The organism is Streptosporangium sp. NPDC004631 (genome assembly GCF_053601935.1).
Genome location: NZ_JBSGCR010000032.1, coordinates 39,130 through 62,543 on the forward strand (window position 1 = coordinate 39,130; position 23,414 = coordinate 62,543).

A 23,414-nucleotide genomic window follows, 5' to 3' on the forward strand; every position below is an offset into this window, starting at 1 on the left:
TACCCTCTCTGAAGTGGGAGGATTGCGTTGTCTGGATGGGTCGTATCTGACCGTTACGCCGGTGGCGTGCCGGGACAGCGTCGGCTCGCCGTACGAGATCACGCTTGAACTCCACCGGGACGGCGCGCTGTACGGGACCGTGGGGGAGCGGTGCGGCTGGTTGCTGGCCCGGCTGGCCAGGGGGGTCGCCGAGGCCCGCGCCGGTGAGCAGGAGCAGTGGCCCGACCCCGACGACCGTTTTCCCGAGGACGAGGAGCTGTTCGCCTTCCGCTACCGGACGAGGAGGGGGATCGTCAGCGGGGGCGAGTTGCGGTGTCAGCTCCGCACCATCCCGCTCTGGATCCCCGGGCTGCGGGGGCCGGCGGGGGAGTGGCGGCTGGCCAGGCGGGCGTTCCTGGAGGCGTGGGGCGGGGGAGGCGTGGGCATGCGCGCGGTGCTCACCTCGGCTGAGCTGGGAACATTCGTGGACGCGCTCGTCATGGAGGCCGAAGAGTGCCTGGGGGCACAGAAGTCCGGCAACTTACCCAGAACCCCGATAGAGGGGGCGGAGAGGTCCCCGGGGCGACGATAATTGCCTGTCAGCGCCCTTCGGACGGCGGGCGTTGAGGGGAGGGCTCCAATGGGCGTGCGTGATCTCGTCTATCGGCTGTACGAACGGCGGCTGGAGACGAAGCTGTCCCGCCGGCGCGAGATGGTCCCCCGGCATGTCGGCGTCATCGTGGACGGGAACCGGCGCTGGGCGCGTTCAATGGGCCTCGACGACGTCAGCCGGGGACACCGTAAGGGCGCCGACAAGATCTCCGACCTCCTCGGCTGGTGCCGGGAGGCCGGTGTCGAGGTCGTCACCGTGTGGTTACTGTCCAGTGACAACATCAACAGGTCCAAGGACGAGCTGGATCTCCTGATGAAGATCATCGAGGATGTGGTCCAGGAGCTCGTGGCCGACGGATGGCATATCAAACCCATGGGAGCTCTTGATCTCCTGCCCGATCACACGGCCCGTGTCCTGAAAGACGCAAAAGAAGCAACATCACACCGTCCGGGTTTGATTGTGAACGTTGCCGTTGGGTATGGAGGAAGGCGTGAGATCGCTGATGCGGTGCGCTCCCTTCTCCAGGAGCACGCCAGCAAGGGCGCGAGCATCGAAGACCTGGTCGAGGTCCTCGATGTGGAGCACATCGCGGAGCATCTCTACACGCGCGGTCAGCCCGACCCGGATCTGGTCATCCGGACCTCGGGAGAGCAGCGGCTCTCCGGCTTCCTGCTCTGGCAGAGCGCCCACTCCGAGTTCTACTTCTGCGAGGCCTACTGGCCTGACTTCCGCAGGGTCGACTTCTTGCGGGCCCTCCGCTCGTACGCCGCGCGGCATCGACGGTACGGCAACTGAAACGCTCCAGAAACGCCCTCTTCCGGCCAGGCTTGTCCTGTTGGAAGACGGGTATTCAGGACGTACCGTAACAAGTAGGCGGGTGCAGTCCGCCTACTCCGGAGAGGGCCCACCTTTGCGTCACGACCTGCCAAGGAGGGCCGGTTCCCGGTGCCTCCTCGGTGAGTCGCGAGTGTGGGCCCGGGTCCGGTCCGCATCCCAGCTCATGGCAGGGTGCCTCCTAAGGCGCCCGGGGGAGAACGCGTGGCAAACCCTTCGTCCTCACCCACGTCGCCGGCCACCGGCCGGCGTACGTACGTCCTGGACACCTCGGTACTGCTGGCGGATCCAGCGGCGATGAGCCGCTTCGCCGAGCACGAGGTCGTCCTCCCAATCGTCGTCATCACCGAGTTGGAGGGCAAACGCCATCATCCAGAGCTCGGATACTTCGCGCGCAAGGCGCTGAGGTCCCTCGACGACCTGCGGGTGACACACGGACGGCTGGACGAGCCCATGCCGATCGGCGAGGGCACCATCCGGATCGAGCTCAACCACAGCGACCCGTCGATCCTGCCCGTCGGCTTCCGGCTCGGGGACAATGACACCCGCATCCTGACCGTGGCACGCACCCTCGCCGCGGAGGGACACGACGTGGTGCTGGTGTCCAAGGACCTGCCGATGCGGGTCAAGGCCGCCTCGATCGGCCTCGCCGCCGAGGAGTACCTCGCCGAGCTGGCCCCCGTGGAGTCGGGCTGGACGGGCATGGCCGAACTCCAGGTGACCACGGAGGATGTCGAGGCGCTCTTCGAGCACGGCACCGCCGACCTGGCCGAGGCCCGTGACCTGCCCACCCACACCGGGCTGAGACTGCTGTCCAGCCGGGGGTCGGCGCTGGGCCGGGTGCTGCCCGACAAGTCGGTGCGGCTGGTCCGCGGCGACCGGGAGATCTTCGGTCTGCACGGCCGCTCGGCCGAGCAGCGCATCGCGCTCGACCTCCTGATGGACCCCGACGTGGGCATCGTCTCGATGGGCGGACGGGCGGGCACCGGCAAGTCCGCGCTGGCCCTGTGCGCGGGCCTTGAGGCGGTCCTGGAGCGCCGCCAGCACCGCAAGGTCATCGTCTTCCGCCCGCTGTACGCCGTGGGCGGCCAGGACCTGGGCTACCTGCCCGGTTCCGAGAACGAGAAGATGAGCCCGTGGGCGCAGGCCGTCTACGACACCCTGGGCGCGGTCACCACGCCCGAGGTGATCGAGGAGGTCATGGACCGGGGGATGCTTGAGGTGCTCCCGCTCACCCACATCCGTGGCCGCTCCCTGCACGACGCCTTCGTGATCGTGGACGAGGCGCAGTCGCTGGAGCGCGGGGTGCTGCTCACGGTGCTGAGCCGGATCGGCGCCAACTCCCGGGTCGTGCTCACCCACGACATCGCGCAGCGCGACAACCTGCGGGTGGGCAGGCACGACGGCGTGGTCGCGGTGGTGGAGAAGCTCAAGGGCCATCCGCTGTTCGCGCACGTCACGCTGACCCGCTCGGAGCGCTCGCCGATCGCCGCGCTCGTCACCGAGATGCTGGAGGACATCACGCTCTAGTCGTCACGGGGGGAGCCGCACTCCTTCGGCCGCGAGGTTGCGGAACTCGAAGCAGGTGTGCTCCCCCCACGTTTTCGGCGGGCCGGGGAACAGCCGGGTGACCTCGATGCTCCAGATGCTCTCCTGCTTGTTCTGCCGGATGGTGCAGGTGATCTGGGCGAGGCCCTCCCTGGAGATCTCGCCCTCACCCGAGATGATCACGCTCAGCCGGTAGCCCAGATTGCCCGCGGGGTCGTTGCGCTGGGCCTCGTCGTAATATCTGGTGGTCTCGGTGTCGTGGTGGCTGAAGTCGTTGAGCGCGCTGGTCAGGCCCGGCTTCGGCGGCTGCTTGCCGGCCCGGAACAGGGTGTCGACGATGTTCTTGGCCGAGTCGGAGCCCACCGGGATCCTGGCCGGCTCCAGCCGGCCGTCGCGGAGCAGATAGACCGTGACCCACGTGGGGCTGTAGCTGATCACCGGGGGGCCGCCCAGGTCCCGCACCCCGGTCGGCTCGATCCCGCATCCGCCGATCACCGGCACGGCCGTCAGCACGGCCGTCAGCAGGCACGCCAGCCGTCTCATGCCGGGGGCAGCCAGACCGTGAAGAGCGTGCCCGGCTGCTGCGGGCGCACCGAGATCGTGCCGCCGTGCAGGTGCGCGTTGGCCCGGGCGATGGACAGGCCGAGGCCGCTGCCGTCGCCCCGCGCCCCGGCCTTGTAGAAACGGTTGAACACGTGGGGCAGATCGGACGGCGGGATGCCCTTCCCGTGGTCGCGCACCTTCACCTCCAGCCCGTTCGGGGTGCTGCGGGCGGTCACCACGACGGGTGGCTCGCCGTGACGGAGGGCGTTGCCCACCAGGTTCGCCAGGATCACGTCGAACCGCCGGGGGTCCAGGGGGAAGGCGAGTCCCTGCGGCACGTTCACCCTCACCTGCTCCAACCAGCCTCGCACCTCCAGGCAGTCGCAGACCGCGTCGGCGACGTTCACGGTGTCCAGATGGAGCGTGGCCGTGCCCGAGTCGAACCGGCTCGCCTCGATGAGCTGCTCCACCAGGGTACGCAGCCGCTTGATCTCCTTGAGCACCAGCCGTACGGCGGCGGCCGGTTCGCTGGGCAGCCGCTCGGCCTCCTCGTAGAGCATGTCGGTCACCGCGGTCATCGCGGTCAGCGGGGTCCTCAGCTCGTGGGAGACGTCCGCCACGAACCGCCGGGACATCGCCTCCAGCGAGCGCAGCTCGGACACGCTCCGCTCCAGGGCCGCGGCCGTGTCGTTGAACGTCGCGGTGAGCTCGGCCAGCTCGTCCTGGCCCCGCACCGGCAGGCGGGTGTCCAGGTGGCCGGCGCCGAGCGCTCGGGCCGCCGAGCCGAGCTGCCGGACCGGCAGCAGCACACGCCGGGCCGACACCAGGGCCACGGCGAGCGCGATGAACAGCATGATGACCCCCGCCGTGGCCAGCGGCTGCCGCAGGTCGGTCAGGAGCTGCTCCTCCTCGGAGAGGGGGACGAACACGAAGACGTTCATCCCGGTGGGCTGGGCCGTGTGGATGGGCTCGATCCGCCACACCGGGGTGGCGATGATCAGCCACATCCGCCCGTTGAGCCGCTGGCGCTTGACCACCATCCTCGTGGAGGACCCGGCGGCGAGGTCGACGGGGACGTCGCCCATGCTGAAGTCGCCGTCGGGGTAGAGGTAGTCCTCGTAGCGGACCACCACCCCGCCGTTCGGCGTGCGCAGGCTCTTCTGCAGCACGTTGATCTCGGCGTCGGTCGGCGGGCTGTTTCCCGGCCAGACCGCGCCGATGGGCACCCGGATCCCCTCCAGGGTGTCGCGCACGTCGTGGACCGCCACCTGCTCGGTGCGCTCGATCAGACGGCTCTTGACGAGTTCGTAGCCGATCACCGCGACCAGCGAGGAGGCCGCGACGGCGATCAGGGTGAAGGTGATGACCAGACGCGCGCGCAGCCCGGTGTGGATCCGCCTCACGGCGGGCTGAACCGGTAGCCGAATCCGCGGACCGTGTGGATGAACTCGGGCTCGGCGGGCACTGACTCGATCTTTGCGCGGACCCGCTGGACGCAGGCGTCGACCAGCCGGGAGTCGGCGACGTGGGTGTGGTCCCACACGGCCCGCAACAGGTATCTGCGGTTGAGCACCTGGTCGGGGTGGCGGATCAGTTCGAGCAGGAGGCGCAGTTCCGTGGGGGTCAGGTGGACCTCCCTGCCGGCCAGTGAGACCTTCAGTGCCCCCCGGTCGACGACCAGGTCACCGAAGGTGATGCGGTCGGAGACGGCCGACTCGGCCCGGCGCAGGACCGCGCGGATCCGGGCGTCCAGCACCCGGGGCTCGACCGGTTTGATCACGTAGTCGTCGGCCCCCGCCTCCAGGCCCACGACCACGTCGAGGTCGTCTCCCCGGGCGGTGAGCAGGATCACCGGGAGCTGGTCCAGCTTCCGGATGCGCCGGCACACCTCGACCCCGTCGATGCCGGGCAGCATGACGTCCAGGATGGCGATCTCGGGGCGGCGCGTCCGGATGTGGTCGAGCGCCTCCTCGCCGGTGCCGTAGGAGGTCACGGAGTGGCCTTGGCGGCTCAGTGCCAGCTCAAGCCCTATCCGGACCGAGGGGTCGTCTTCAACAAGCAGGATGCCGGCCACCCGGTCATTATTCTTGCAATGTCCGATAGCCCCCGCCACGTCACGAAACTGTGACCTGGGGCAGGCGAGATCCGGACGATGCCCTGCCAGGCTGAGACGGACACCTCCCACGGCACAGGGGCACGTGGGACGAGTCGCCTCGGTCAAAAATGTGACCAAAATCACATTAGTCCACTCAATGGCAGGAAAGAGCATTTAACCAGGCAGTAAGCTGCGGGGAGCCCGATGGAAGCCCTGTGGGACATCGACCAACTCTCCCGTTCGGGTTGCGGACCACCCCCCTGCGCACGGCAAGCTCATAGGTCGTGAGCTCAGGACCGCCGCATGTGAAGGAGCGCCCAGCTCCCCGCCCCCGCCGTACGGCCCGGCAGTCGGACAAGGCCCCGGGCGAGGCCAGGACGCCGGGACGGCTGACCCCCAAACGCGTCGTGATCCTCGGCGTGGTGGCCATCGTCGTGGTGGGCGGCGGAGGTTTCACCGCCTACACCGCGATCCAGAACGCCTCGGCCCCGCCTCAGTCCCCGCTGGCCCTGGACGACATGGCCAGGATGTTCGGCGGCGGCGACCCGTTCGCGCCCGACCCCGGCAGCGACGTGCTGAAGGCCCAGGCCGCCCAGGCGTTCAAGGCCGACCGGCTGAAGGCCCGGCGCGACGACCGCGACCCGCTGGACCCGATCGAGATCCCCAAGGAGGCGCCCGGCGGAGGCGGCTTCAACCCCAAGGCGCTTCCACCGGGAAGCGCCAACCCCACGGGCAACAGGGCGCTGGGCAAGCAGATGCTTGAGGCGCGTGGCTGGGGCGACCAGTGGAGCTGCCTGGAGAGGCTCTGGATGAAGGAGAGCGGCTGGAACGAGCGGGCGATGAACCGCTACAGCGGCGCCTACGGCATCCCCCAGTCGCTCCCCGGCCACAAGATGGCCAGCGCCGGCAGCGACTGGCAGACCAATGCGGCAACCCAGATCGAATGGGGACTCGGCTACATCAAGGGCCGTTACGGCACGCCTTGTGGTGCTTGGGGCCATTCCCAGGCCAAGGGCTGGTACTGAGACACCAGGAGTCGGCAAGTCTGACCGTCTCCGGCGCGCGGGCATCGCACGCTTGGCCGTATGGATGTGAAGGTCAGCGTCGTAGTGCCGGTGTACAACCCCGGTGATACCGCCGACGCGTGTATCCGTTCGGTGCTGGAACAGTCGATGGACCCGGAGGAGTACGAGATCGTCTTCGCCGACGACGGGTCGGACGACGGGATCCGGCAGCGCCTCGACGCCGTCGCCGCGGTCCGGTCGAACGTGCGCGTTCTCCACCTGGGGCGGACCGGTTCGCCGATGCGGGGCCGCAACGTCGCCATGGCGGTCGCCAGGGGCGAGTACGTGTATCTGCTCGACCAGGCCGACCGGCTGGAGCGGGTCGCCCTGGAGCGGATGTACGCCCGCGCGGTGGAGGCCGACGCGGACATCCTCATCGGGCGGCTGGTCGACGGCCAGTCGCCCCCCTCCAAGGCCTTCGACCGCAACCGGGAACGCGCCGACCTCCTTGAGGACCGGCTGCTCACCCTGCTGACACCGCACAAGCTCTACCGCAGGGCGTTCCTGGACCGCGAGGCGCTGGCCTTCGCCGACCCCGGCGGGATCCTGGCCGAGCAGACCTTCGCGGTACGGGCCTACCTGCGGGCCAAGGTCGTCGCCGTCCTCGCCGACGAGGTCTGCTGCCACCTCGGGGGGCGGCCGGAGCCGCCGGGCGACCCCTACGTGCACGGGGCCGAGTTACGCGAACTCCTCGACGTCATCGACTACGAGGTCCCCAAGGGGGGCCGGCGCGACCGGATGTACGCGCACTTCTTCCGCACCGCGGTGCTGCGCCGGCTCACCGGAGGCGCGTTCGTGCTCTCCTCGAAGGACCGCGCCGCCACCTTCACCACCCTGCGGGAACTGGTCGTCCAGCGATTTCCCCCCGGGCTCGACCACTACCTGCCCGTGCACCTGCGCGCCCGCGCGGCGCTGCTCCGCGCCGGCCGGCTCGACCAGCTTCTCGTACTGGCCCAGGTCATGCGCGGCACCCGGCTCCAGGCCGACCTCAGGGAGGTGCTCTGGGAGGACGGCGCGTTCGTCATGGGGCTCGGTGTGGAGATCGTGCGGGCCGGAGGCGAGCCGGTGCGCTTCGTCCCGCACGGCGAGGACGGCCTGATGTGGGAGCCGCCGATCCCCCTCGACGGGCTCACCCTCTCCCCCGAGCAGATCGACGTCACCCACGCCGCGGCCCGCGCCCGCTTCGAGGTCTACGCCAGGCACGAGGAGACCGGGCTCATCTACTTTCTCCCGGTGACCTGCTCGATGACGCGCAGCCGGTACCGGAACGGGATCAGGCTCCAGGTCACCGGCGCCGCCCGGCTCGACGCGGCCACCGCGGCCCTGGGCCACCCCCTGCCCGCCGGGCTGTGGGAGATCCACGTGCGGATGTACTGCGGAGGCCACCAGGCCAGGGCCCGGGTGACCGGATCCCCGCTGAACTGCACGGGGACGCTGGCCAACTACTCCCAGCGGCTGATCGTCCCGTGGTGGTCCGACCGGGGCGAGCTGGGCGTCTGCGTGGAACCCCGCTCGTTCACCGAGTCGATCGTCCTGGTCTCCCCGGGGGCGACGGTCACCCCGCAGCCCGACCACGTCTTCGTCGTGGTGCCCGTGCCGTACGTGCCGCCCAGCGGCGGCCCGCCCGCCGAGCTGGTCCTGCGCCGGGCCGCGCGGGGAGAGCACGAGATCTGCGCGCCCGCGCTGATCGAGCCCGGGGTGCCCGGACAGCACGCCGGACGGCTGATCGCCAAGTTCCCGACCCGGCGGATCTACCGCGAGGGCTTCCTCGCCCCCGGCGACTGGAGGCCGTTCCTGCGGGTGGACAACCGGGAGGCCGGGCTCCGCTTCAAGGTCGTGGTCGGCCCCGGCGGCCGGGTGGAGATCCGCGCGGCCGGCGCCGCCCTGCGGCCCGCGCCCCGCTACCCCGTGCTGAAGCGCGTCGCGCTGCGGATCCCCTGGATGCGGAACATGGTCCGGGTCACCCGGACCGTGCGGCGGCGCTACCTGCCGAGCTGACCCCCTCCCAGGTCACCCGCCGAGCCGGTGGAGCCGGAGGGCGAGCTGGACCTCCAGGGCGCGCTCCGGAGCCTGCCAGCCGTCGTCCAGCAGCCGGGCGACCCGGTCCAGCCGCTGGGTGACGGTGTTGACGTGGATGTGCAGGGCCTCGGCCGTACGGGAGAGTGAGGCGCCCGTGCCGAAGTAGGTGGTCAGCGTGTGCACCAGGGCGGTGCCCCTGCGGGCGTCGTAGTCGATCACCGGGCCTATCGTCGAGCCGATGAACGCCCCGATGTCGCGCCCCTCGCCGACGAGCAGCCCGACGAAGCCCAGCTCGGCGGCGCTCGCGCCCTCCCCGGCCCGGCCCAGGGCCAGCAGGGCGTCGGCGCAGCGCCGCGCCTCCCGGTGGGCCGAGGCGACCTCGGTGGGACCGCGCACCGGGCCACTGGCCCCCGCGGTGGCCGGATGACCGAGGGAGGCGCCCAGCTCGGCCGCCACCCGCCGGGCCAGCCCGCCGGGCTCGTCGCCGGGCAGCAGCAGCACCACCTCGTCCCCGCGCTGGGCGGCGAGACCGTGGCTCAGCGCGGCCTGTGAGGAGGCCCAGAACCCGGCCCGCTCGCGCGGGCCGTCGTGGCGGACCACGACCACCACGTGGCCGGCCTCCAGATCCACCCCGACCCGCCGGGCCCGCCGGCCCAGGCCGTTCAGATCGGGCCGGGAGATCAGGTCGTCCAGCAGCTCGTCCCTGACCCGCCCCTCGGCCTCGGCCACGGTACGTCGGAACAGCGTCAGGAGCGCGGTGACCAGCGCGGCCCGTTCGAGGATGGGCTGGTCGGCGTCGGCCACCCTGCCCTCGGTCCGCAGCACGAGCGTGCAGAGCGGCTCGCCGCCCACGTCCACCGACGCGACCAGCAGGTTCCCCCTCCTGACGGTACGGGCCGGCGTCCGGGAGGACCGCGCCGCCTCCGCGATCACGGCGGCGGCGGTCTGCCACCCCGTCTCCCCGGCCTCGTCCAGCTCGCCCACCTCTCCGGCGATCGGCCGTCCGGCGTCGTCCAGCACGACCAGCGAGCCGCCGAGCACCTCGGTGACCACGGCGGCGACGTCCTCGACCCCGCCGCCGCGCAGCACCAGCCCGGCCATCCGGTCGTGCGCGAGCGCCGCCCGTTCCACGGCCCCGCTGTGCGCACCGATCCGCCGGTTGGCCTCGCTGAGCTCCTCCATCGCCTTCCCGGTCTCCTGCAGCAGCCGGGCGTTGTCGATCGCCACCGCCGCGTGCGCCGCCAGCGAGCCGAGCAGCACCACCTCGTCCTGGGTGAACGGCCGTACGCTCCGGTCGGCCGCGAACAGCACCCCGATGACCCGGGTACCGAGTTTGAGCGGCACGCCCAGGATGGCGACCAGGCCCTCCTCCCGCACCGCGTCGTCGATATCCGTCTTGTGGCGGAAACGCGCGTCGGCGAAGTAGTCGGCCGTCGTGTACGGCGTGGCGGTCTGGGCCACCAGCCCGCCGAGGCCGGAGCCCATGGCCAGCCGGAGTGTCCGGAACTTCGCCGAGACCGAGCCGTCGGTCACCCGCATCCAGGTGTCGCCCCGTTCGGGGTCGTGGAGCGTCATGTAGGCGGTGTCGGTGCCCAGCAGCCGCCTGGCCCGGCGCACGATGGCCTCCAGCACGGCGTCCAGGTCGCGCAGCCCGGCCAGGTCGCCCGCCGTGTCGAACAGCGCGGACAGCTCGGCCTCGCGCCTGGCCCTCCGGCGGAGCAGCGCCCGGACCCGCAGCGCGATGAGCTTGGCCTCCTCGATCTCGGCCAGCGCCGCCGCGTCGGCCCCCGCGGCCCTGGCGGCCAGTACGGGTTCCTCGAACTCGACCGCCGACGCGTCCCTGGCCAGAAGTTCGAGAAACACCCGCGCACCCATGTCATCTATTGTCCTGGTTTGGCGGGTTCGATAGGCCACCTGCGGACAACGATGTTCCGTGAGGACCAATGCCCGGAGGCCCCGGCCTGCGGATGAAACAGCTCAGCCGACGGGATAGCGGATGATGGTCCGCATCCTCTCCGGCGCCGTACGGCCCTGCGCCGACAGATAGATCTCATGATGCGCCCCCGTCACGGTCAGGCCCCGGTCCGCGACGAACCTCATCAGCCTCCCGACGGTCGCCGGCTCCTCGCTGTACGGGCCCGTGTGCAGGATCTGGACGACCCTGCCCTCGGCCAGCGGTGCCAGCCGTACCCGGTCCACGTCCAAGGAGGGTTTGCGGGCGCGTACGGCGCTCACCGCCCGCGCCATCGTCTCGGGGGTGACCTGCTCGGGCTGGGGGATGAGCACGGTCCACCGCATGGACGCCCAGTCGTCGGGAGACCCCTCCCAGAGCCCTTCCAGGGGGGCCACCGAGTAGGTCAGCACCGGCTTGAGCTCGGCGCGGATCGCGTAGGCGACGCCGTACAGGCTCTCCACGGCGGTCGCGTAGGTGTCGCCGTAGGGGTCTCCCGAGCCGTCCGTCATCAGGCAGGGCAGTTCGGGGACGTCCAGGAGCGCGGGTTCCGCCTTGGCGGCGTAGAGGGCACGGTTGATCTTCTTCATGACGTCAGGCTGGGCTCTCCCACGGGGGGAGAGTCCAGCCCGGCGCCCGGCGATCAGACGGTGACGGGGTAGGTGAGCGCGAGTTCGTCACCGGGGAGACCACGGATGCCCCAGTTGACCTGCGGTGACTCCAGGATCACGATTTCCAGGTCGTCGGCGGGGAGGTCGAGGTCCCGCTGCGCCCCGGCGAACAGGGCACGGATCAGATCGCGCTTGGCCGCGTCCGACCTGCCCTGGAAACAGATGATCTCCACGATCAGATAGCGCTCGCTCCGCCGCGGGCAGACCAGGTCCTCGGCGTCCAGCAGCAGGAAACGGTGGAACCGCTTGTCCTCCGGAAGCCGCCACACCTCGGTCAGGCAGCCGTGCACGGTGTCGGAGACCTCCTGACGCCGTCCGGCCCAGACGTCGCGGCGACCGTAGAACTTGATCTGAGTCATGGGTCCCAGTGTCCCAGGACGTTCCGTCCAGGTCCTGCCCAGGACTGCCGAGGACTGCCCGACTCCGCCGAGTCCCACCTGGTCCCACCCGCTCCCGCTCCCGCTCTGCCCTGTCCTGCGTCCGTCTAGGACGGCGGCCGGGTCATGGCGAGCACGTCGAGCAGGGCGTCCAGCTGCTCCTCGGTGAGGGTGCCGTCGGCGACGTGGCCGCGCTCGACGACGACCTCCCGGATGGTCTTCCGCTCGGCCAGGGCCTGCTTGGCGATCTTGGCGGCCTCCTCGTAGCCGACGAGCCGGTTGAGCGGCGTGACGATCGACGGGGACGACTCGGCGTACTCCAGGAGACGCGCGACGTTGGCGGTGATGCCGTGCACGCACCGGTCGGCGAGCAGCCGGGAGGAGTTGGCGAGCAGCCGGATGGACTCCAGGACGTTGCGGGCGATGACCGGCAGCATCACGTTGAGCTCGAAGTTGCCCGAGGCGCCGGAGAAGGTGACGACGGTGTCGTTCCCGATGACCTGGGCGGCCACCATGCACACGGCCTCGGGGATGACCGGGTTGACCTTGCCCGGCATGATCGAGGATCCGGGCTGGAGATCGGGAAGGTTGATCTCACCGAGCCCGGCGCGGGGGCCCGAGCCCATCCAGCGGAGATCGTTGGCGATCTTGTTGAGCGAGACCGCGACCGTGCGGAGCTGACCCGAGAGCTCCACGAGGGCGTCCCTGGCGCCCTGGGCCTCGAAGTGGTCGGGAGCCTCGGAGAACGGCAATCCGGTGGCCTCGCGGAGCTTCTCGATGACCTTGGGGGCGAAACCCAGCGGGGTGTTGACCCCGGTGCCGACGGCCGTACCGCCCAGCGGGAGCTGTGCGAGGCGGGGGATCGTGCCGCGCACCCGGGTGACGGCGTTGTCGATCTGGGTGGCGTAGCCGCCGAACTCCTGGCCGAGTGTGACCGGGGTGGCGTCCATCAGATGGGTACGGCCGGCCTTGACCACCTGCTCGAACGCGAGCGACTTGTCCCGCAGCGCGGTGGCCAGGTGCCTCAGCGAGGGGATGAGGTGGTAGGTCACCTCGGTGGTGGCGGCGACGTGGATGGAGGTGGGGAACACGTCGTTGGAGGACTGCGAGGCGTTGACGTGGTCGTTCGGATGGACGGGACGGCCCAGACGCTCCTCGGCGAGAGTGGCGATCACCTCGTTGGCGTTCATGTTGGACGAGGTGCCCGAGCCGGTCTGAAAGACGTCGACGGGAAACTCGTCGTCCCACTCGTTCTCCGCCACATCCGTCGCGGCCTCGGCGATCGCCTCGGCCAGCTCCCTGTCGAGCACGCCGAGCTGGGCGTTGACCTCGGCCGCGACGGCCTTGATCAAGCCGAGCGCGGCGATGTGCGGGCTCTCCAGACCGCGCCCGGAGATGGGGAAGTTCTCCACCGCCCGCTGGGTCTGCGCCCGCCACTTCGCGCTCGCCGGAACCCGGACGTCACCCATCGAGTCATGTTCGATCCGATACTCGCTCATCAGTCCAGTCTGCGTCCTGCCGGACACGGCTCGAATCAACCGTGGGCGAAGGCCGCCACCGCCAGAATGACGATCACCAACAGCGAGACGGCCGCCACCCCCATGAGGACGAGCAGGCCGACGGTGGTCTTGGCCACCGGAGCACCCCGCCGCCCACCCCGGCCGTTCTGGTCGGCGATCGCGAACAGGTCGGTTCCCAGCCCGGGAGGGCGTGACGGGCCGACGGGCACCGCGACCGGGGAGCCGGCTCGCCCGGCCGCCGGCGCCCCGGGCCCCGCCGGTCCCGAGGGACTCCGCTGCCCGTTGCCCGGCCTGCCGGGTTCCGGGCCGCCCTGTCCTCCCGGACGCGCGTCCACCCGCCCAGGACGCGCGGACACCGGGGGACCGCCGACCGTGGCCGCCGGGATGAAGGCCACGGTGTCACCCCCGGCCACCGGCGCGGACGTCTTGGCGGCGGGCGCGCCCGGACCGGCCAGACGGAGACCGCCCTTGGGGCGGATCACCAGCACGGTGCGGTCGGCGTCGAACTCCTCGTCCGCCGCCTGAACATCCTCGGCGGCCGACGGCTTGGCGGCTCCGGCTCCGGACGTGGCGGACGGGGGTTCGCTGGACGAGGGCTCGACGGACGGGGGCTCGGTGGCGGCCGAGGGGGTGTCGGCCACGGTCCGGAGCATCGCGATCGCCTGCGTGGGCGACAGCCGTAGCCGGTAGTCCCGTTCGAGGAGTTGTTCGAGCACCGGCCGGAGCGGTCCAGCCTGGGTCGGCGGATCGGCCTTCTCGCGCATCAGGGCGGCCAGGGTCGCGGCGAGCGAGGAGCGCTCATAGGCGGGACGGCCCTCCACCGCGAAGTACAGCGTGGCGCCGAGCGACCAGAGGTCCGACTCGGGCCCGTTGTGCTCCCCGCGTGCCCGTTCGGGCGCCGTGTACCCGGGGGAGCCGATCACCATGCCGGTCTTGGTGAGGCTGCTGTCCCCCTCGGACTTGGCGATGCCGAAGTCGGTGAGCACCACCCGGCCGGTCTCGGTGATCAGCACGTTGCCGGGCTTCACGTCGCGGTGGAGCACCCCCTGGGCGTGGGCGGCCCGCAGCGCTCCCAGAAGGTCCACCCCGATCTCGGCGACGAGCCGGGGCGGCAGCGGCCCCTCCTCCTCGATCACCTGCTCCAGGGAGCGCGCCTGCACGAGCTCCATGATGATCCACGGGCTGCCGCCCTCGATGATCGCGTCGTGGACGGTCGCCACGGAGGGATGGCTGATGCGGGCGGCCGTACGACCCTCACGGATCATGCGCTCCCGAAGTTCGGCGCGTTGGTCCTCGCTGAGCCCGGGGTCCTGACGGATCTCTTTGATCGCGACCTCACGGCCCAGGGAGCGATCGTGAGCACGCCAAACCGTACCCATCGTCCCCCGGCCGAGCGGTGCGATCAGCTCGTAGCGGTCAGCGAGCACGCGCGTCTGCTGTTCCGGCATGAGAAGAAGATAGCGATTCTTCCTTGAACCTGGCTTTATCCGCGCTTACGGAGTTCCTTGGGCCGGAGCGGGCGCGGGACCACCAGCCGGATGAGGGCCAGCAGGATCCGGACGAACGGGTGTGGAGCGGAGGGGCGCCTCACCGACCTGCGGTGCACGCCCTCGGTCGGGCGGCGGTGCGGGCGGAGCTGAGGCGCCGGGGCCGGGGCCGGGGCCGGGGTTGGCGGCGGGGGCGCCGGAGTCGGCGCGGAGCCCGCCCGGTGCAGCCCGCGGCGCTGCGAGCGGCGGCCGAACGAGGCGGTGGTGAGTGTCGTGGTGCTTCTGACGGTCGGCGCCTCGGCCGACTCGCCCGCGGCCACCCGGGCGAGCATCAGGGAGGCGCGGACCGCGTCGAGCCGGGTCGCCGGGTCGATCGTGAGCAGGCCGCGCAGCACCGGGGTCAGCGGCCCCGCCTTCTCCATCGGAATCGGCTCGCCGCTGGTCAGCGCCGCCATTGCGGCGGCGGCCGTACGGCGCCCCTGCAGCCCGCGGCCCTCGACGGCGGAGTAGAGGGTCGCGCCGAGCGACCACAGATCGGCCGACGGGGTGGCCTTGGCGCCCAGCACCCGCTCGGGGGCGATGTACCCGGCCGAGCCGAGCACGATACCCGCCTGGGTGATCGACACGTCGCCTTCGAGGGCGGCCAGGCCGAAGTCGGTGAGCACCGATCGATCGCCGGTCACCAGGACGTTGCTGGGCTTCACGTCGCGGTGCAGGATCCCCTTGGCGTGCACGGCCCGCAGTGCGCCCAGGACCTGCCGCCCGATCTCCGCGGCCTCACGCGGCGGCAGCGGGCCCCGGTCCTGGAGGAGCTGCTCCAGGGATCTGGCGCGGAGCAGCTCCATCACGATCCACGGGCGCTCGTCCTCGGTGACGACGTCGAAGACCGTGATGACCGAGGGGTGGGCGACCATGGCGGTCGCCCGTCCCTCGCGCTCGGTCCTGGCGCACAGCTCCGCCCGCAGTTCCTCGTCGAGGACCAGGGGCAGCCGCACCTCCTTGACCGCCACCTCACGGCCCAGAAGCTCGTCATGTGCCCGCCAGACGGTGCCCATGCCGCCGCGCCCAACCGGCTCGGCCAGCCGATAGCGCGCTGCAAGAAGGTATCCGGACGGCGCACGCATGTGGGGCAGCTTACCGATTTGCGTAGTGCGACCAGTAGAGACCGGCTCGAAACTTCTTGCGATCTTCAGTCAGGCTTTCGTGCTCGTCGCTGTCGAGAAACGCCGTGTCACGTCGTTCCAGTTGACCAGGCTCCACAGCTTCTCGACGTAGTCGGGTCGCACGTTGCGATACTGCAGATAGTAGGCGTGCTCCCAGGCGTCGAAGACCAGCAGCGGCGTGGTGTTCATCCCGACGTTGCCGTGGTGGTCGTAGACCTGCTCGACGACCAGGCGGCGGCCGAGTGGTTCCCAGGCCAGGATGCCCCAGCCGGAGCCCTGCACGCCGGCGGTGGCGGTGGTCAGCTGCTTGGCGAACGCCTCGAACGAGCCGAAGTGCTCGTCGATGGCCGCCGCCAGCTCCCCGTCGGGACGGTCGCCGCCGTCGGGGGAGAGGTTCTCCCAGAAGATCGAGTGCAGCACGTGCCCGGACAGGTTGAAGGCGAAGGTCTTCTCCAGCCCGACCAGTCCGCCGAACTCGCCCTTGTCGCGGGCCTCGGCCAGTCGCTCCAGGGTGTCGTTGGCCCCCTTGACATAGGCGGCGTGGTGCTTGGAGTGGTGCAACTCCAGGATCTCGCCCGTGATCGCGGGCTCCAGCGCCGCGTAGTCGTAGGGCATGTCCGGAAGGGTGTACTCGGCCATGAAGGTCTGCCTCCTCGTCGATCAATGCTCTTCGGACACTATTGCAACTTGCTCGCACATGCGTCAGTCCTGCTACCCAGGTCTTTCCGCTGTTGCGATAGATTCGCAGGTACATCATGATGGCAGGTGTTGGTTTGGTCCTGAGGGGGTCCCGTGCCGTTCGGGCTGACGCTCGACGCGGTGCCGGTCATCGCGGCGTTCGAGTCGGTCTACGCGGAGGCGTTCGCACCGCCGCCGTGGCGCGAGACCCCCGACCAGATCCGGGCCTTCGCCGGCCGCCTGCCCGGTCATCTCCGGACCCCCGGCTTCCGCTGCCGCGTCGCCTATCTCGACGGTGAGCCCGTGGGGTTCGCCTACGGCTTCCCGACCAAGGACCCCTGGCCGGAGGATCGCCTCTACGGCCCCATCGCCGACGCCGTGGTCGACGTCACCGGCGACCTGTCGATTCTGAACACCCGCTTCGAGCTTCACGAGGTCGCGGTCTCCCCGCGTTTCGCCGGCCGTGGCGTCGGCACCGTGCTCGTCCGGGACGTCGCCGCGGAGGTGGGCCTCTCCTGGCTGGTCACCTCATCCGAGGCCACCGCCGCCGTCCGCCTTTACGAACGCCTCGGCTGGCGCTGCCTGCGCGAGTTCCACGTCCGTGACCGCGCCTTCCGGATCTACCTCTCACCCGCCCCGCCGGGGTGCTCCGCCCCGCCCGGCCCGGCTGACCCGCCCCACCCGCCCGGCCTGGACGGTCCCGGCTGACCCAGCTCGTCCCGGGGCGACATTTTGGGCGCCAGAGGGGGGAAGCTCGCAGGATTCCGTCAAAACTGTCCTGTGAGGGCCACAGCGCGTTCCAGGGGCATCCCGCGAGCGACCCCGCAGCCCTCTCGCCCGGGGGCCGTGCCCTGTCCGGCCGCGCGGGCCCCGCTCGGGGGAGCCGGGCCCGCGCCTCCGGTCAGCGGCGGCCGATGGACAGGACCGGGCCGGCGGTGTCGCTGAAGAAGTCCTCGCCCTGGTCGTTCACCACGATGAAGGCGGGGAAGTCCTCGACCTCGATCTTCCAGACGGCCTCCATCCCGAGCTCGGGATATTCCAGGACCTCGACCTTCTTGATGCAGTCCTGGGCGAGACGGGCGGCGGGACCGCCGATGGAGCCGAGGTAGAAGCCGCCGTGGGCCGCGCAGGCGTCGGTGACCTGCTTGGACCGGTTGCCCTTGGCCAGCATGACCATGGAGCCGCCCGCGGCCTGGAAGCGCTCGACGTAGGAGTCCATGCGACCCGCGGTGGTGGGGCCGAAGGAACCGGAGGCGTACCCCTCGGGGGTCTTGGCGGGGCCGGCGTAGTAGACCGCGTGGTCCTTGAGATACTGCGGCATCTCGCCGCCCGCGTCGAGGAGTTCGCCGATCTTGGCGTGCGCGATGTCGCGGGCGACGACCAGCGGACCGGTCAGGGACAGGCGGGTCTTGACCGGATACTTGGTGAGCTCGGCGAGGATCTCCGGCATCGGACGGTTGAGGTCGATCTTCACCACGTGGTCCGACAGGTGCTCGTCGGTGGTCTCCGGCAGGAACCTGGCCGGGTCGGTCTCCAGCTCCTCCAGGAAGATCCCATCAGGTGTGATCTTCGCCAGGGCCTGGCGGTCGGCGCTGCAGGAGACCGCGACGGCGACCGGGCAGGAGGCGCTGTGGCGGGGCAGGCGGATGACACGGACGTCGTGGCAGAAGTACTTGCCGCCGAACTGGGCGCCGATGCCGAGCTTCTGGGTGAGCTCGAAGACCTTGGCCTCCAGCTCGGTGTCGCGGAAGCCGTGGCCGCTGGGCGAACCCTCGGTGGGAATGGTGTCCAGGTAGCGGGCGCTGGCGTACTTGGCCGTCTTCAGCGCGAGCTCGGCGGAGGTGCCGCCGATGACGATCGCCAGGTGGTACGGCGGGCACGCGGCGGTGCCCAGGGAACGGATCTTCTCCTCCAGGAACCCGAGCATCCGCTTCTCGTTGAGAACGGCCTTGGTCTCCTGGTAGAGGAACGACTTGTTGGCGCTGCCGCCGCCCTTGGCCATGAAGAGCAGCTTGTACTCGTCGGCGTGGCCCCCGGGGTCCTCGGCGTAGAGCTCGATCTGCGCGGGCAGGTTGGAGCCGGTGTTCCGCTCCTCCCACATGGTGATCGGCGCCATCTGGGAGTAGCGCAGGTTCAGCCTGGTGTAGGCGTCGTACACGCCACGTGAGATGTGCTCGCCGTCGGCGCCGTCGGTGAGCACGTGGCGGCCGCGCTTGCCCATCACGATCGCGGTGCCGGTGTCCTGGCACATCGGGAGTACGCCGCCGGCGGAGATCGAGGCGTTCTTCAGCAGGTCGAGTGCCACGAAGCGGTCGTTCCCGCTGGACTCGGGATCATCGATGATCTTGCGGAGCTGGGCCAGGTGGGACGACCGGAGATAGTGGGAGATGTCGTGGATCGCCGTCTCGGTCAGCAGTCTCAGCGCCTCGGGGGCGACCTCCAGGAACCTGCGGCCCGCGGCCTCGACGACGCGCACCCCCTCGGCGCTGACCAGACGGTATCGCGTCTCATCCGGCCCCATGGGAAGCAGGTCGGTGTAGTCGAACTCGGGCATCGTCCTCGATCCTCCGTGCCGGTGGCCTTCTCCGGTCCTCCTAGAGGGTACGGCCTGCCGATCGCGCCCTCCCGCGGTGGTCGGGTGTCGGGGACGGCTCCGCCGATCGTGCGGGTTCTCCCGTCTCGCCGCCCTGGGAGTCGGTCCGAGACGTGAAATAAGCACTTTTAACAAGGATTAACTGTTTATGACGTCCTTTGTCCACATCTGTCCGAAGACAGAGAGGAAGCTGGAAGAGAGGCCGGGCCCAGGGCCCGGTGGAGGCCGGAGGGCGTCATGGAGACCGGAACCGCTGTCATGGCCAGCGACACCTTTATGGTCAGCAACATCGTCATGCTCGTGATCCTCGCGCTGATCGTGGTCGCCGGGCTGGCGGTCTCGCTGATCGCGATCGCGCTGGCGACCATCAGAAGTGTGGACGGACAGGCTCCCCAGCAGCCGGCGGACATACCGAGGTCGCAGATGAACCTGCCCCGGCAGCGGACGGGTTCGGCGAGATCCCCTTCGGAGTCCCCGCCGAAGCCGCTGCCTGAGTCGCTGTCCGGGACGTCGGCGCCGGGGACGCCGGGGACGCGGGAACTGCCGGGGAAATCGTCGGCGAGGCTGTCGCGCTGAGGCCGATGACGATCCCGGCCACCACCAGGGCGGCCCCGAACAGGTCGGGCGCCGACGGCGAGGCCAGGCCGAGGACCGTTCCGGTGACGATGGCGCCGACCGGGATGAGCCCGGCGAACAGACCGGCGGTCCCCGGGCCGAGGCGGGGCAGCGCGTCGTACCACAGGAAGAACGCCACGGCCGTCACGACCACCGCCTGGTAGCCCAGCCCCAGGGCCTCGGCGACGGTGGGCACCCGTACCATCCCGGCGCCGTCCAGCAGCAGGCCGACGACGGCCAGCAGCGGTACGGCCAGCATGGCCGCGTAGGCCGACACGCGCACCGCGCCCAGCCTGGGCAGCAGCGGGATGGCCAGCAGCGAGAAACAGACCTCGCAGAACAGCGCCCCGAGCGACCAGAGCAGCCCCGGTAGATCGCCGCTGCCCAGCCCGGTGGCCAGCGTCGCCCCGGCGACCACCACCACCGCGCCCCCGACGACGCGCGGCGAGGGACGTCCGCCGAGCAGAGCCAGTATCAGCGGGACCGTACCGAGCACGGTGCCGACCAGGGCGGGACCGCCGCGCCGGGTGGCCTCGATCACGCAGACGTTGAAGACCACCAGCCCGAGCAGCGCCAGTGCGATCAGCAGCACGCCCTCGCGGCGCGTCGGCCGCACGAACCGGAGGCCCGCGACCCGCGCGACGGTGAGCAGGACGGCGGCGCCGAGGAGGTAGCGGAGCGCCTGGCCACCGTAGACCGGGTAGTCCTGGATCACGCCGGAGACGGCGGCCAGGGTGCCCACCAGGAACATCGCCCCCGCGGCCTGGCCCAGGGCGCGGAACTCCACACCGGACGCGGACGGGGGCGCGGCGGTGACAACTGGCTTCATATCGGGAATGCTAGAGAGCGAATGGTTCCCTTCACGGGTCCAATAAATCGGTAAAATCGAGGACCAATTGGCCGACCTGCACCTGACCGTCGACCGGGCGGCCGGAGGGATCGCCGGCCAGATCGCCCACGAGCTCCGGCAGGCCGTACGGCAGGGCAGGCTGGCGGCCGGCGCGCGCCTGCCCGCCAGCCGGGAACTGGCCAGAGACCTCGGGCTATCACGCGGAGTGGTCGTGGAGGCGTACGAGCGGCTGGTCGCCGAGGGGTTCCTGATCTCCCGGGTCGGCGCGGGCACCGTGGTGGCCCCCGCGGCCGGCCGGCCCCCGGCCGTCTCCGGCCACGATCCGGCGGTGCCCGCCCGCCGGCCGTACCACGGACGGCGCTCCACCTCCCCGGACCTGGCCGCCTTCCCCCGCGAACGGTGGCTGGCCGCCATCAGGCAGGCACTCGCCACCCTGCCCGCCGCCGCGCTCGACTACGGCGACCCCGGCGGTGTGCCGGATCTGCGCGAGGAGCTGGCCGCCTACCTGCGGAGGGTCCGCGCGGCGGACGTCACCCCCGACAACCTGGTGATCGTGGGCGGGGTGGCCCAGGGGCTGAGCCTCACCGTCCGCACGCTCCGCGGACGGCCTCCCCAAGAGCGGACCCCCCACGCCCCGGACCGGTCCGTCACCCAGGCCGCCCACGTCCCGGATCGGTCTTTCGTCCAGGCCACCTACGACCCGGATCGGCCTGCAGCTCAGGCCGCCCATGACCCGGATCGGCCGGGGGGCTGGGCCACGCGTTCCGTGCCGCCTTTCGACCCGATCAGGCTGGCGGTCGAGGACCCGACCAGCCTGCGCCAGTTCCCGCTGCTACGCGCCGCGGGCGCGGACCCGGTCGCGGTCCCGGTGGACGAGGAGGGCGTCGATGTCGACGCCCTGGCCGCCTGCGGGGCACGGGCGGTGCTGCTCACCCCCGCGCACCAGTACCCGACCGGCATCGTGCTCTCCCCGCGCCGCCGCGCCGAGCTGATCGAGTGGGCCGCCGCGACCGGCGCGACGGTCCTGGAGGACGACTACGACGCCGAGTTCCGGTTCGACCGCGACCCGGTGGGGTGCCTGCAGGGGCTCGCCCCCGACCGGGTGGTCCTGGTGGGCAGCGTGAGCAAGTCCCTGGCCCCCGGACTCCGGCTCGGCTGGGTGGCTGCGCCGCCCGAGATCGCCGAGTCGATACGGCTGGCCCGCGCCGAACTGGACCTGGGCTCACCGGTGCTGGAGCAGTACGCGCTGGCGGAGCTCATCAGGACCGGCGGTTACGACCGGCAGCTGAGGAGGATGCGCCGGGAGTACCGGACCCGCCGCGACGCCCTGGTGGGCGCGCTGACCGAGCACCTGCCCGAGATCAGGGTGCGCGGCGTCTCCGCCGGGCTGCACCTGCTTGCCGAGCTGCCCGGCGGCTGGGACGAGCCGGCCGTTGCCGAGACGGCTCAGGACTGTGGCCTCGCCGTCGAGCCGGTGGCTCCGATGCGGTACGCGCCGGGACCACCGGCCCTGGTCGTGGGGTTCGCCTGCCTCCCCGCCCACCGCGCCGACGAGACCGTCCGCACCCTCGCGAGCAGGCTCCCGCGCCGACCCTGCTGACCGCGTTGACCGCGTTGACCGCGTTGACCGCGTTGACCGCGTTGACCGCGTTGACCGCGTTGACTGTGCTGATCGCGTTGACCGCGCCGCCGGGAACCCGCCGACGCGCGGTGTCCGGGAGGACGGCGTCCGTGGTGACGGCGGAGGTGGCCGCGGTGCGGTTCTGTGCGACGCGCGGCCTTTCCGGGCACGGGGCTTGTAGTCGGCCGCGCGTTGTTGTACCCCTCCGAAGACGACGTGACCGCGGTCGTCGACACCGCCGCGGCGATGCTGGAGGTGGCATGAGTACCGAGAGATCGGACGGACCCGGTGTCCCGGACGGCCCCGGTGTCCCCGGCGCGTGTCCTGGGGGATCACGTGATGGGGATGGGGCACGGAGTGGGGACGGGCCATGACCCTCATCCCGGCCGGCAGCGCGACGCTGGCGCCCTGGGCACTGTGGATCACCCCCGAGTCGGCGGGGTGGACCTACACCGGGCTCCGCCTGCTCAACCTGTCGGGCGAGAGCGTGCGCTTCAACACCGGGGAGGAGGAGATGCTGGTCCTGCCGCTGTCGGGATCGTGCCAGGTCGAGTGCGACGGGGTACGGCTCGCCGTCTCCGGCCGGACCTCCGTCTTCCACGCGGTCAGCGACTTCGCCTACCTGCCCGTCGACGCGACCGTCCGCATCACGGGGCGGGGCCGCTTCGCCTTCCCCTCGGCCCGCGCGACCAGGAGCTTTCCCGTCCGGTACGGCGCGGCGCGTGACGTCCCCGTCGAGGTGCGCGGGGCCGGCCACGCCACCCGCCAGGTCAACAACTTCTGCGCGCCCGACGCCTTCGACTGCGACAAACTCATCGCGGTCGAGGTGCTGACCCCGGGCGGCAACTGGTCGTCCTACCCGCCGCACAAGCACGACTCGGCCTCCGGGCGCGAGGCCGTACTGGAGGAGATCTACTACTTCGAGGGCGGTCCCGGCTACCAGCGGGTCTACGGCACCCACGAGGTGCTGGCCGAGGTGTCCGCCGGGGACGTGGTGCTCGTCCCGCACGGCTACCACGGTCCGTCGATGGCGGCTCCCGGCTACGACCTCTACTCCTTGAACGTGCTGGCGGGACCCGCCCCGGTGCGGTCCATGACCTGCCGTGACGACCCCCGGCACGCCTGGATCCGCTCCTCCTGGAGGAAGCAGGCCGCCGACCCCAGAGTCCCCATGACGAGAGCGTCACGGTGAC

The 23,414-nt window shown here is 71.0% G+C and carries 21 protein-coding genes; 9 read left to right on the top strand and 12 right to left on the bottom strand.

Features of this window, described 5'->3' with window-relative positions:
* The first annotated feature begins 61 nt into the window (after positions 1 to 61).
* The 3 genes from ACWEF2_RS26020 (at position 62) to ACWEF2_RS26030 (ending at position 2,956) form a co-directional block, all read left to right on the top strand.
* Positions 62 to 571 carry a hypothetical protein gene (locus tag ACWEF2_RS26020; protein ID WP_453818956.1) on the top strand — a complete coding sequence of 170 codons (510 nt, stop codon included), beginning with the start codon at positions 62 to 64 and terminating at the stop codon, positions 569 to 571.
* A 48-nt stretch (positions 572 to 619) separates the two neighbouring features.
* Entirely contained in the window at positions 620 to 1,387 is a 768-nt protein-coding gene (locus ACWEF2_RS26025; RefSeq protein WP_453818957.1) for an isoprenyl transferase, read from the top strand.
* A gap of 243 nt (positions 1,388 to 1,630) precedes the next feature.
* Positions 1,631 to 2,956: a PhoH family protein gene (locus tag ACWEF2_RS26030; RefSeq protein WP_453818958.1), complete on the top strand. Its 1,326-nt coding sequence runs from the start codon at positions 1,631 to 1,633 to the stop codon at positions 2,954 to 2,956.
* A 3-nt stretch (positions 2,957 to 2,959) separates the two neighbouring features.
* On the opposite strand, the gene ACWEF2_RS26035 is transcribed toward ACWEF2_RS26030, so the two are convergent.
* The 3 genes from ACWEF2_RS26035 to ACWEF2_RS26045 are packed head-to-tail and all read right to left on the bottom strand — an operon-like array spanning position 2,960 to position 5,591.
* Positions 2,960 to 3,517 (bottom strand): hypothetical protein, encoded by a 558-nt coding sequence (locus ACWEF2_RS26035; RefSeq protein ID WP_453818959.1) that lies wholly within the window; start codon positions 3,515 to 3,517, stop codon positions 2,960 to 2,962.
* Positions 3,514 to 4,920, bottom strand: coding sequence for an ATP-binding protein (locus ACWEF2_RS26040; protein ID WP_453818960.1), 1,407 nt, complete (start codon positions 4,918 to 4,920; stop codon positions 3,514 to 3,516). Before ACWEF2_RS26040 ends, ACWEF2_RS26035 begins: the two co-directional genes overlap by 4 nt.
* Positions 4,917 to 5,591 (bottom strand): response regulator transcription factor, encoded by a 675-nt coding sequence (locus tag ACWEF2_RS26045; protein ID WP_355595208.1) that lies wholly within the window; start codon positions 5,589 to 5,591, stop codon positions 4,917 to 4,919. The genes ACWEF2_RS26040 and ACWEF2_RS26045 overlap by 4 nt, the downstream gene beginning before the upstream one ends.
* A 326-nt stretch (positions 5,592 to 5,917) precedes the next feature.
* Between ACWEF2_RS26045 and ACWEF2_RS26050 the strand changes: the two genes are divergently transcribed.
* Together ACWEF2_RS26050 and ACWEF2_RS26055 are read left to right on the top strand one after the other, a co-directional pair.
* Positions 5,918 to 6,637: an aggregation-promoting factor C-terminal-like domain-containing protein gene (locus tag ACWEF2_RS26050; protein ID WP_355595206.1), complete on the top strand. Its 720-nt coding sequence runs from the start codon at positions 5,918 to 5,920 to the stop codon at positions 6,635 to 6,637.
* Positions 6,638 to 6,697: 60 nt separating this feature from the next.
* The gene (locus ACWEF2_RS26055) at positions 6,698 to 8,674 is read left to right on the top strand and encodes a glycosyltransferase family 2 protein (RefSeq protein ID WP_453818961.1); all 1,977 of its coding nucleotides are present in this window, start codon (positions 6,698 to 6,700) and stop codon (positions 8,672 to 8,674) included.
* A 12-nt stretch (positions 8,675 to 8,686) separates the two neighbouring features.
* On the opposite strand, the gene ACWEF2_RS26060 is transcribed toward ACWEF2_RS26055, so the two are convergent.
* The 7 genes from ACWEF2_RS26060 to ACWEF2_RS26090 all read right to left on the bottom strand — a co-directional run bounded on the left by ACWEF2_RS26060 (position 8,687) and on the right by ACWEF2_RS26090 (position 16,503).
* Entirely contained in the window at positions 8,687 to 10,558 is a 1,872-nt protein-coding gene (locus ACWEF2_RS26060; RefSeq protein WP_453818962.1) for a helix-turn-helix domain-containing protein, read from the bottom strand.
* Positions 10,559 to 10,672: 114 nt separating this feature from the next.
* Entirely contained in the window at positions 10,673 to 11,236 is a 564-nt protein-coding gene (locus ACWEF2_RS26065; protein ID WP_453818963.1) for a GyrI-like domain-containing protein, read from the bottom strand.
* A 53-nt stretch (positions 11,237 to 11,289) separates the two neighbouring features.
* On the bottom strand, positions 11,290 to 11,676 hold the full coding sequence (locus tag ACWEF2_RS26070; RefSeq protein ID WP_453818964.1) for a tautomerase family protein: 387 nt from the start codon (positions 11,674 to 11,676) through the stop codon (positions 11,290 to 11,292).
* Positions 11,677 to 11,801: 125 nt separating this feature from the next.
* Positions 11,802 to 13,193, bottom strand: coding sequence for a class II fumarate hydratase (locus ACWEF2_RS26075; protein WP_453818965.1), 1,392 nt, complete (start codon positions 13,191 to 13,193; stop codon positions 11,802 to 11,804).
* Between the two features lie 35 nt (positions 13,194 to 13,228).
* Positions 13,229 to 14,641 (bottom strand): serine/threonine-protein kinase, encoded by a 1,413-nt coding sequence (locus ACWEF2_RS26080; RefSeq protein WP_453818966.1) that lies wholly within the window; start codon positions 14,639 to 14,641, stop codon positions 13,229 to 13,231.
* A 56-nt stretch (positions 14,642 to 14,697) separates the two neighbouring features.
* Entirely contained in the window at positions 14,698 to 15,825 is a 1,128-nt protein-coding gene (locus tag ACWEF2_RS26085) for a serine/threonine-protein kinase (protein WP_453818967.1), read from the bottom strand.
* Between the two features lie 69 nt (positions 15,826 to 15,894).
* Entirely contained in the window at positions 15,895 to 16,503 is a 609-nt protein-coding gene (locus tag ACWEF2_RS26090) for a superoxide dismutase (protein ID WP_453818968.1), read from the bottom strand.
* A 153-nt stretch (positions 16,504 to 16,656) separates the two neighbouring features.
* Here ACWEF2_RS26090 and ACWEF2_RS26095 point away from each other — a divergent pair, with 153 nt between their 5' ends.
* Positions 16,657 to 17,250 carry an N-acetyltransferase family protein gene (locus ACWEF2_RS26095; protein WP_453818969.1) on the top strand — a complete coding sequence of 198 codons (594 nt, stop codon included), beginning with the start codon at positions 16,657 to 16,659 and terminating at the stop codon, positions 17,248 to 17,250.
* A 193-nt stretch (positions 17,251 to 17,443) separates the two neighbouring features.
* Here the strand turns inward: ACWEF2_RS26095 and ACWEF2_RS26100 are convergent, their stop codons facing one another.
* Both ACWEF2_RS26100 and ACWEF2_RS26105 read right to left on the bottom strand, forming a co-directional pair.
* On the bottom strand, positions 17,444 to 19,096 hold the full coding sequence (locus ACWEF2_RS26100; RefSeq protein ID WP_453818970.1) for a fumarate hydratase: 1,653 nt from the start codon (positions 19,094 to 19,096) through the stop codon (positions 17,444 to 17,446).
* A 406-nt stretch (positions 19,097 to 19,502) separates the two neighbouring features.
* The gene (locus ACWEF2_RS26105) at positions 19,503 to 20,579 is read right to left on the bottom strand and encodes a DMT family transporter (RefSeq protein WP_453818971.1); all 1,077 of its coding nucleotides are present in this window, start codon (positions 20,577 to 20,579) and stop codon (positions 19,503 to 19,505) included.
* A gap of 67 nt (positions 20,580 to 20,646) precedes the next feature.
* Between ACWEF2_RS26105 and ACWEF2_RS26110 the strand changes: the two genes are divergently transcribed.
* The 3 genes from ACWEF2_RS26110 to iolB all read left to right on the top strand — a co-directional run bounded on the left by ACWEF2_RS26110 (position 20,647) and on the right by iolB (position 23,413).
* Entirely contained in the window at positions 20,647 to 22,200 is a 1,554-nt protein-coding gene (locus ACWEF2_RS26110; protein WP_453818972.1) for an aminotransferase-like domain-containing protein, read from the top strand.
* 165 nt (positions 22,201 to 22,365) lie between these two features.
* Positions 22,366 to 22,485, top strand: coding sequence for a Cgl0159 family (beta/alpha)8-fold protein (locus tag ACWEF2_RS26115; RefSeq protein WP_453818973.1), 120 nt, complete (start codon positions 22,366 to 22,368; stop codon positions 22,483 to 22,485).
* A 106-nt stretch (positions 22,486 to 22,591) separates the two neighbouring features.
* Positions 22,592 to 23,413 (top strand): 5-deoxy-glucuronate isomerase, encoded by an 822-nt coding sequence (iolB, locus tag ACWEF2_RS26120; RefSeq protein WP_453818974.1) that lies wholly within the window; start codon positions 22,592 to 22,594, stop codon positions 23,411 to 23,413.
* The last annotated feature ends 1 nt before the right edge of the window (position 23,414 follow it).